Origin of the sequence: Collinsella sp. AM29-10AC, assembly GCF_003469085.1 — a bacterium.
Taxonomy (GTDB): Bacteria; Actinomycetota; Coriobacteriia; order Coriobacteriales; family Coriobacteriaceae; genus Collinsella.
The window spans coordinates 80,017-89,760 of sequence record NZ_QSKB01000006.1 but is presented as its reverse complement, the minus strand read 5'-3'; the positions used below and the strand labels follow the sequence as shown (position 1 = coordinate 89,760).

The 9,744-nt window shown below is 60.0% G+C and carries 7 protein-coding genes and 1 rRNA gene; 1 reads left to right on the top strand and 7 read right to left on the bottom strand.

The window, feature by feature from the left end; genetic code table 11:
• Positions 1-135: 135 nt before the first annotated feature.
• From DW754_RS03325 to DW754_RS03310, 4 genes are all read right to left on the bottom strand, one after another.
• Positions 136-1,642 (bottom strand): 16S ribosomal RNA (locus DW754_RS03325).
• Positions 1,643-2,046: 404 nt separating this feature from the next.
• Positions 2,047-3,447, bottom strand: coding sequence for a phosphoglucomutase/phosphomannomutase family protein (locus DW754_RS03320; RefSeq protein ID WP_117758466.1), 1,401 nt, complete (start codon positions 3,445-3,447; stop codon positions 2,047-2,049).
• 158 nt (positions 3,448-3,605) lie between these two features.
• Positions 3,606-4,499 carry a homocysteine S-methyltransferase family protein gene (locus DW754_RS03315; RefSeq protein WP_035138801.1) on the bottom strand — a complete coding sequence of 298 codons (894 nt, stop codon included), beginning with the start codon at positions 4,497-4,499 and terminating at the stop codon, positions 3,606-3,608.
• A gap of 10 nt (positions 4,500-4,509) precedes the next feature.
• Positions 4,510-4,932, bottom strand: coding sequence for a metal-dependent transcriptional regulator (locus DW754_RS03310; protein ID WP_040359600.1), 423 nt, complete (start codon positions 4,930-4,932; stop codon positions 4,510-4,512).
• Between the two features lie 120 nt (positions 4,933-5,052).
• Between DW754_RS03310 and pepT the strand changes: the two genes are divergently transcribed.
• Positions 5,053-6,300, top strand: coding sequence for a peptidase T (pepT, locus tag DW754_RS03305; protein WP_117736597.1), 1,248 nt, complete (start codon positions 5,053-5,055; stop codon positions 6,298-6,300).
• Between the two features lie 436 nt (positions 6,301-6,736).
• Here the strand turns inward: pepT and DW754_RS03300 are convergent, their stop codons facing one another.
• From DW754_RS03300 to atpC, 3 genes are all read right to left on the bottom strand, one after another.
• The gene (locus DW754_RS03300) at positions 6,737-7,966 is read right to left on the bottom strand and encodes an LCP family protein (protein WP_055252480.1); all 1,230 of its coding nucleotides are present in this window, start codon (positions 7,964-7,966) and stop codon (positions 6,737-6,739) included.
• A 12-nt stretch (positions 7,967-7,978) separates the two neighbouring features.
• Positions 7,979-9,262 (bottom strand): UDP-N-acetylglucosamine 1-carboxyvinyltransferase, encoded by a 1,284-nt coding sequence (murA, locus tag DW754_RS03295; RefSeq protein ID WP_035138796.1) that lies wholly within the window; start codon positions 9,260-9,262, stop codon positions 7,979-7,981.
• Positions 9,263-9,350: 88 nt separating this feature from the next.
• Positions 9,351-9,743: an ATP synthase F1 subunit epsilon gene (gene atpC / locus DW754_RS03290; RefSeq protein WP_117630038.1), complete on the bottom strand. Its 393-nt coding sequence runs from the start codon at positions 9,741-9,743 to the stop codon at positions 9,351-9,353.
• Between the last annotated feature and the right edge of the window lies 1 nt (position 9,744).

The following is a 9,744-nucleotide window of genomic DNA, read 5'->3' as shown; positions in this document are numbered from 1 at the left end:
GCGGCTCTCAAGGTACGCGGGTGCGACCCCGGGGACCGGGTGCTGCGGGGACTTATCCTGGCGGACATCAACCGGACGGGCTCCTGCCCTCTATTCGAGTTAAAGTTTGTCTCTCTAGAAGATTTATCTCCCTAGAAAGGAGGTGATCCAGCCGCACCTTCCGGTACGGCTACCTTGTTACGACTTCACCCCCCTCACCCTCCACACCTTCGGCGCCTCCCCCCTTGACGGTTGGGCCGGCGACTTCGGGTGCAGACGACTCGGGTGGTGTGACGGGCGGTGTGTACAAGGCCCGGGAACGCATTCACCGCGGCATGCTGATCCGCGATTACTAGCAACTCCGACTTCATGGGGGCGGGTTGCAGCCCCCAATCCGAACTGGGGCCGGCTTTCCGGGATCCGCTCCCCCTCGCGGGGTGGCATCCCTCTGTACCGGCCATTGTAGCACGTGTGCAGCCCAGGGCATAAGGGGCATGATGACTTGACGTCGTCCCCGCCCTCCTCCGCCTTGACGGCGGCGGTCCCGCGTGGGTTCCCGGCATCACCCGATGGCAACACGCGGCGGGGGTTGCGCTCGTTGCGGGACTTAACCCAACATCTCACGACACGAGCTGACGACAGCCATGCACCACCTGTATGGGCTCCTCTCGGCCACGGGGTCTCCCCCGCTTCACCCATATGTCAAGCCCTGGTAAGGTTCTTCGCGTTGCTTCGAATTAAGCCACATGCTCCGCTGCTTGTGCGGGCCCCCGTCAATTCCTTTGAGTTTTAGCCTTGCGGCCGTACTCCCCAGGCGGGACGCTTAATGCGTTGGCTGCGGCACGGGGGGATCGTCCCCCCACACCTAGCGTCCATCGTTTACGGCTGGGACTACCAGGGTATCTAATCCTGTTCGCTCCCCCAGCTTTCGCGCCTCAGCGTCGGTCTCGGCCCAGAGGGCCGCCTTCGCCACCGGTGTTCCACCCGATATCTGCGCATTCCACCGCTACACCGGGTGTTCCACCCTCCCCTACCGGACCCAAGCCGCGGAGGTTCCGGGGGCTTCGGGGGGTTGAGCCCCCCGCTTCGACCCCCGGCCTGCCGGGCCGCCTACGCGCGCTTTACGCCCAATGAATCCGGATAACGCTCGCCCCCTACGTATTACCGCGGCTGCTGGCACGTAGTTAGCCGGGGCTTCTTCTGCAGGTACAGTCTTGACTCTTCCCTGCTGAAAGCGGTTTACGACCCGAAGGCCTCCGTCCCGCACGCGGCGTCGCTGCGTCAGGGTTCCCCCCATTGCGCAAGATTCCCCACTGCTGCCTCCCGTAGGAGTCTGGGCCGTGTCTCAGTCCCAATCTGGCCGGTCGGTCTCTCAACCCGGCTACCCGTTGTCGGCACGGTGGGCCGTCACCCCGCCGTCTACCTGATGGGCCGCGGAGCCATCCCCTCCCGTCGGGGCTTTAGCCGGGGTGCCATGCGGCACCCCGGGGTATCCGGTATTACCCGTCCTTTCGGGCGGCTATCCCGGGGGAGGGGGCAGGTTCTCCACGTGTTACTCAGCCGTTCGCCACTCGCTTCCCTCCGGAGAGGGGTGCCGTTCGACTTGCATGTGTTAGGCGCGCCGCCAGCGTTCATCCTGAGCCAGGATCGAACTCTCCGTCCAAAATATTCTGGGCTTCGAGCCCGTCCGGTCCTCTCAGTCCATCGCTGATCGGTTCCGTTCGATTCATATGGTTTTAGTATAGGAAAAGGAATTTCTCGGGGCCGCCTCTCGGCGGCCTTGCGAAAAACAAATCCAAGTTAGACCATTTCAAATGGTTCGATGTCTGCCCGGATGCGACACTGAATGTGTCCATCCTCGCAGTATCCGGTTCTCAAGGTGCACGCTGTGCGGCTGATCCGGTCCGACCGGGCCGCGCGGCAAGGAGATATATTGCCAGACCGGAGGGGCGCCGGGGGCGGGAATCTGGGAGCACACATTTCCTACACATATTAAAACCCTGCTTACGTTTGCCAGCCGTTCTCTACCGCTCACCGAGGGCCTCTTTATAGTGAAGCGTCATATGGCTAAAGCTGATAGGCTCCCTTAGCCAAGGCACAGCCGGCATCGAGCAACTCATCGCGCTCCTCCACCGAGAACCCCTCGGCGTATACGCGAACCACCGGTTCGGTCCCGCTGGGGCGGATCAGCAGCCAGGTGTCATCCTCGAATGCCAAACGTAAACCATCCATATGGCTTACAGCCTGCGGCGCCTTGCCGCAAATCGATTTAGGATTCATGCCAGGAAGCAGCGTTCGCAGCGATTCGGCGTCTTCGGCCTCAAGGCGCAAATCGCGACGCCCATAGCTCGTCTTACCAAAACTGGCCTCGAGCTGATCGACCAAAACGCCCAAAGGCGCGCCCGTCTTTGCCATAAGCTCACACAGAATCAGACAAGCAAGGATTCCATCACGCTCAGGCATATGCGCGGCGATGCCGATACCGCCGGCCTCCTCGCCTCCCATGAGGACGCCGCCCTTCTTCATCTCTGCAGCTATATATTTGAAACCGACCGGCTTAACGGTCACACGACAGCCAAGCGCCTCGGCAATGCGACGCACGAGCGTCGAGCACGAGAGATTGACGACGACACGCCCCTCCAAATTGCGGAATTGAACGAGGTCGCCCAAAACAAGCGCCATGATTTGATGCGGATGAATATATCTACCGCGTTCGTCGACCGCACCGATACGGTCGGCATCGCCGTCGGTCACCAGGCCTGCGCACGCCCCGTCCTCGACAACCGCACGCTCGCAAGCGTCCACCCACGGCTCAACAGGGTCGGGGCAAATGTCCTCTTGATCGGACGACTGTCCGGCATGAATCTCGTGCACCTCGACGCCTAGCTCCCGCAGCAGGTCGGCAAGATATCCCTGGGCCGCGCCGCCCATGGGGTCAACTACCACACGCAGGTGAGCGGCTCGAATGGCCTCGGCATCGACAAACGATGCCACCGCCTGCATATAGTCAGGAATAATATCCGCGGTGCGATAGCGTTCCTCGATCCCCATCGGCTCGGGGGCCATAGTCTCTTCGAGCTCTTCGATGACATCCTGATTGGCCGTCGAGCCATCTCCCATGCGCAGCTTAAGGCACAGATACCCCTGCGGATGATGGGATCCCGTCACCATGAGCGCACCGCAGGCCTCGCCGTCATACGCCGCCGCCCACGTAAGGGCGGGGGTCGGAACAGGCCGAGATGCGAGCACTGCGTCCAATCCGTGAGCGGCAAGCACGCCTGCCGCAAGCTCAGCAAACTCGCGCGCCTGCGGCCGGGTGTCGAACCCTATATATACTGTTTTGCCTGGATTGATCTTTTGCCACAACTCGCCGACGGCATCGGCAATGCGGGCAACGTTGTCGACGGTAAAGTCGTCGTCGACGCGGGCGCGCCAACCGTCAGTTCCAAAATGAATTATCGCGCACACGCGCAGACACCTCACAGTGTTTGGATCATGGTACGCATGGGGTATACCCGCAACGCTCGCCCAGCAACCTGCCAAAACCGGCATTCACCATTTGGGCAAATGCTACCGCCGATGTGCAAGCAATAAAAAAACCGCCCCGTATGGAGCGGTTTCGACCTTTATATATCGAGCGCCTCGGCCATCGCTGCCGTAGTGATTGCCGTGGTTCCACAGCAACTGCCCACCATTGCGGCACCGGCATGTCTCCATTCGATGCATGCGCGCGCGAAAGCTTCTGGGTTCTCGTGCCATACGGGGCCATCCTGAGTCTGGACCGGATCGCCCACGTTGGGACGCACCGTGACGGGAGTAGTCGCCGATGCAACCATCCTGGGCACCGCCGCGTTCGCGGCCGCAAGCGAACAGCAATTAACACCAACCGAGTTTGCGCCGTGTTTTTCGGCGTACAAAACGGCTGCCTCGATGTTGAGGCCATCGCCCAACAGGTCGCCTTTATCGTCAACGACAAAACTCACCAGGACAGGCATGCCGTCGGCGGCATCTCGGGCGCCGGCAAGCATGGGCTGCAGATTACGGATAGACGTCACCGTCTCGATCAGCAGACCGTCAACGCCGGCATTGAGCAAGGCGTGCGCCTGTTCGCGCGCAATGCCGCGGATTTCACGATACTCGGCAGAGTCCTCGGCAAACCACTCAATACCGATCGGGCCCATCGAGCCCAGCAGCAGCTGAGGGTGCGCCTGGCGAGCATCGTCGACGGCCCCGCGATTGACCTCCGCCACGGACGGCGCAATCTGGTCGTGCTTGAGGGCATAGCTTGATGCCTGAAAGGTGTTGGTAATGAGCACCTGCGCGCCGGCGGCGACATACAAGCGATGGATACGAGAAACGGTCTGCGGCTCCGCCAGATTCCAAAACGCCGGTGGAATGTCGGCGGCATCGTACTCACTCAACAGAACACTGCCCATGGGGCCCTGCGCCAACAAGGTCTCGCTCGACAAGCGGCGCGTAAGTTCCTCGGCACCAAAGCGGTTGTAATAACTCGTATCCATATATATCCCGCTATTCCTCGACGCTGATTCCCTGCTTTTCGAGATAGGCGAGCCAGCGGCTCATCGTGTCCTCGGATAGCGCATGCTCCATCATGCAGGCCTCGGAATCGGCTCGCTCAAATTCGACACCGAGCTCCTGAACCAAAAACGTGCGGATGAGGCGATGACGGTACCAGATAGCCGTGCCAACCTCGCGGCCGCGATCGGTCAGGATTACCTTGCCATAGTGCGATTGCTCGACAAGCTCGGATGCCTTGAGCGCCGAAACCGCTTTATTGACCGATGCCTTGGAGACGCCAAGGCGCTGCGCGATGTCGACCGATCGCACGCCGTTGGTTTCCCCCTCTTCGCTTTCAATGCGAACCATGCACTCCAAGTAGTCTTCGTTCGCCACCGTCAGATGTAGTTCGCGCGAGCTATTTGTCGTATCCATGATCTTCCGTCCCTTCTGCATTCAATGGCTGATTCTACCCCATCCAAGCGTCGCGGTATGCCGTGGCATACCGTGCTAGAGTTCTTGTTGCACACGACGACCAAGATTGGAGCGATCTTTATGGAAAACACCACCACAAACCCCGATGTCCTCGAGCGCTTTTTGCGCTACGTCCAGATCAACACGCAGTCCGAGGATGCAAACTGCGACCAGGTACCCTCGAGCGCCGTTCAGTTTGATCTTGCCAACGTGCTAGCTGAAGAGCTGCGCGAGCTTGGTGCGGAAGATGCCCACGTGACCGAGCATGCCTATGTCTGCGCGCATATCCCCGCAAGTGCGGGCGCTGAGGACAAGCCCGCCCTGGGCCTGATCGCCCATCTCGACACCACCGAAGTTGCACCGGGCGCCGGCGTGAAGCCGCACATCGTACACTACGAGGGCGGCGACCTGGTCTGCGGCACGGTTGACGGTAAGCCCGTTGCCATGAGCACCGCCAAGCTTCCCGCCCTGAACGACCTCGCGGGTGAGGACCTGGTCTGCAGCGATGGCACCACGCTGCTGGGCGCGGACGACAAGGCAGGCGTCGCCGAGATCATGTCGCTTGTCGCGCGTATCGCTCAGGACCCTTCTCTGCCCCATCCCGCACTCGGCATTTGCTTCTGCCCTGACGAGGAGATCGGCCACGGAGCCGAGCTGCTGGATATCGATACCTTTGGCTGCAAGTACGCCTACACGGTCGACGGCGGCCCCATCGGCGAGCTGGAGTGGGAGTGCTTTAACGCCGCCGAGGCGACCGTCTGCTTTGAGGGCCAGTCCATCCACCCGGGCGACGCCAAGGGCCGTATGGTCAACGCAGGCAATCTGTTCTGCGACTTCAACGCGTTGCTCCCCTACGAGCAGCGTCCGGAATACACCGAGGGCTACGAGGGCTTCTGTCACCTTGAGGGCGTCTCGGCAACGGTCGACCATGCCACGGCGCGCTATATCGTCCGTGATCACGATGCCGCCAAGTTCCAGCAGAAACTCGACCTTATTGATGCCGCCGCCTCGATGCTCAACCAGCGTCTGAGTGAGGAGCGCGTGACAGTCGAGATTAAGCAGCAGTATCGAAATATGGCCGAGATCGTTCGTGACTATCCCGAGCTTATTGATGTTGCCAAGGAAGCCTACCTTGCCTGCGGCGTTGAGCCCCAAGTGCTGCCGATTCGTGGCGGCACCGACGGCGCTCAGCTGTCGTTCCGCGGTCTGCCCTGCCCCAACCTTTCCACCGGCGGCTATTGCTACCACGGCGTCAACGAGTTCGTCCCGGTCAGTTCGCTCGTCAAGATGACCGACGTGCTCCAGGAGCTCGTCGCCCGCTTTGCATAAGCCTGGCTGCACAAGTCCAAAAGACGAATCGCCCCGTCCTCAACCGAGAACGGGGCGATTTTTTGCTGCAATGAGAACAGGTTGACGCACGCCAGCCTCTTAACGCAAGGAGTGTCCCAAACTGCCGGCACAAAAGGAACGTCCCCAAGTGCCGCAAAATGACGACATCCACTCTCGCTTTGTGGGTAGTCATTGGGGAGGTTCTTGTTTGACTAGTCGTTTAAAAACGTCCCCAATGACTACCCAACGACTAGTCCGGACCAAGGCAACGCCGATGTTTTGGCAACGACAGCGAAAACCCGCCAGAGCGAGCAAGGTGCCTTGAAACGAGGCGGCATTGATCTTTTGATCATGCCGCCGAAGTTGAAAGGCAGATTGCCGCTCTGGCGGGTTTGCAGCGTCAACTGGTTACGCGGGCTGGTAAGCCCGCGTAACCCTAATAATTGGCCTCGTAGCCGTTGCCGTCGCCGGTGGGCTCTTCGTAGTAATCGGAACTGTCGCTCGAATCGTCGGAATCGTCAGAGCTGACCGATGAGGTTGCGGTACCGTTTGCGTAGTCGTCAGACGTGTTGTTGCTGAGGTCACCGATCGTAGAGCTGGAACCGTCGGAAAGACCCATGGTGTTGGGACCCTTGGGATCCTTGCCGGCATCGACGCGCTCCATCATTTCCTTGAGCTCGTCCTCGTAGACAAAGACGTAGCTCACACCGTCGATCATGGTGCTGTCGTCGGCGTACGAGGGCAGGTTGGCCGAGTAGATACCGTCGACATCCATACCGCGCATGGCGTTGACCGTAGCCACGATATCCTGAACGCTCATATCGGTTACGAGCATATCGGACAGCGAATTAACCAGGCCAAAGATCTTCGTGGCATCGAAGTTATTGAGAATCTGGTTGGCAAGGGCGCCAAGCACCTGACGCTGGTGGCGCATGCGTGTGTAATCGCCGTCGGCATAGGTGTAGCGGCAGCGGGCATAGGTAAGGGCGGTGGCACCGTCCATATGCTGCTGGCCAGCGGTAATCTTAATATCCAGGTGCTCGGGGTCGTCAACATCATCGGTTGCGTTAATGTCGATACCGCCAACCGAATCAATCAGCGCCTGCATTCCGTCGAAGCTGACCTCGGCATAGTGGGAAATCTGAACACCGCACAGCTCGTTGACCGCCTCGACCATGGCCTCGGCGCCGCCAACGGTATGGCAGGCGTTGATCTTCATGGTCTCGCCCTTGTACTCGACCTTGGTGTCGCGCGGAACGGAAATGAGCGTCGCCTGCTTTTGCGTGGGGTCGATGCGTGCCAGGATAATCGAGTCGGCACGATACGTATCCTCGCCCGGACGGCCGTCGGTGCCAAGAAGCAGCACGTAGAACGGATCCTTTGCCTCATCGGTGTCAACCAGAACCCGACGCAGATTGTCAGTAATGACATTAGAATCGCCGAGCTTGCCCATAATGGTGGCAAACCACAGGCCGGCAGCGGTAGTGGCACTCAGCAGCACGCCAAGCACGACAATGAGCGCGACGTGACGAATCGTGTGGCTACGACGACGTTGGCGAGCGCGCTCGGAATAGCGAGCCACGTTATCGCGACTGTAGATCTTGGCCTGCGCACCAGTTGAGGGTCTTCGGGTGGTGGTATCCGCGAGGGGCTTTTTATTAAACATAGGCAACCTGTATTAGTAGATGACGGGATCGGGGACGGTAGCATGCTCGACATGCGCGCCAAGCGCCTGCAGCTTTTCGACAAACTGCTCGTAGCCGCGCTTGATGTGATGGATAGCCGAAACCTCGGTCGTCCCGTCGGCGATCAAGCCCGCTACGACGAGGGCCGCTCCGCCGCGCAGATCGGGCGAGGTAACCTGTGCACCCGAGAAGCCCTTGACGCCATGAATCATGGCATGATGGCTCTCGATACGAATGTCGGCACCCATACGCACCAGCTCAGAGGCAAACATAAAGCGATTCTCGAAGATGTTTTCGGTAATAACAGAACTGCCGTCGGCAAGGGCGGAGAGCACCATAATCTGCGCCTGCATGTCGGTCGGGAAACCGGGGAACGGAAGCGTCTGGATGTCGACCGGCTTGATACGCTCGGCACGGTTCACATGGACGCCATCCTCGACGCGCTCGCAGTCGATACCCATAAGCTCCATCTTCTTGAGCACCATGCCCAAGTGAATGGGGCAAAAGCCCGTGACATCGACACCGCGATCGTCGGCCATCAACGCACCGGCAACGATAAAGGTACCGGCCTCGATGCGGTCGCCCACCACGCGATGGGTAACGGGATGGAGCTCTTCCACGCCTTCGATAGTCACGACGGGCGTACCAGCGCCAACAATCTTGGCGCCCATCTCGTTGAGCATGTTAGCGAGATCGACGATCTCGGGCTCGCGGGCGGCATTGTCGATAACCGTGGTGCCCTGTGCGCGCACAGAGGCCATGATGAGGTTCTCGGTCGCACCGACGCTGGCGAACTCGAGCGTGACGGTGGTACCGCGCAGACCTTGGGGCGCATTAGCGTTGATGTAACCGTGGGCGGTATCGAACTCAACGCCCAGGGCCTCAAGACCAAGAATGTGCATATCGATCTTGCGAGCACCCAGGTTGCAGCCGCCCGGCATGGCAATTTTGGCGCGATGGAAGCGGCCCAGCAGGGGTCCCATGACGGCGGTGGAAGCGCGCATCTTGGCAACGAGCTCGTAGGGGGCCTCCCATGAATCGACCTGAGAGGTATCAATCTCGAGCGTGTGCTCGTCGAGAACATCGATCGTAGCGCCCATGCCCTTGAGCACCTTGCCCATCACGTGAACATCGGAAATATCGGGCACGTTCTGCAGCGTCGTCTTGCCCGGCGCCAGAAGCGTTGCCGCCATGAGTTTGAGCGCGGAGTTCTTGGCGCCCGAGACGGGCACGGAGCCTCCGATGGCGTGGCCACCCTCAACGCGGATAATATCCAAGGTCTACCCTTTCAAAAAGCATGCCCGGGGTGGCTGGGCCATCCCGGGCATGATGTGTTCGCAAATGGTCGAACGCTAAAACGTTTGACTATTGGGCAAGCTTGAGCTTACACCATGCGATTTCATTATAGAGGTAGGCGCGGCGTGCATCATCCTCCGACAAATTACCCAGCTTCTCTTCAAAACCTTGAATATCAGCTTTAACCTTATCGGCGTCGACGGTCGCCAAATCGCAAGCGCGCTCGGCGAGGACGGTCACGACATCGTCCGCAACCTGGGCATAGCCGCCGGCCACGGCAAACGTGTGGTCGACAGTGCCCATGGCCTTATCGGAAACGCGAACGTAACCGCGGTCGATTGTGCAGATTTCGCTGGAGTGAGCAGGCAGAACGCCAAACTCACCATCCGTTGACGGAATCGACACAAACGCAGCGTCGCCCTCATAGGCGCAGCTCACGGGGCACACGATGCGGATACGCATA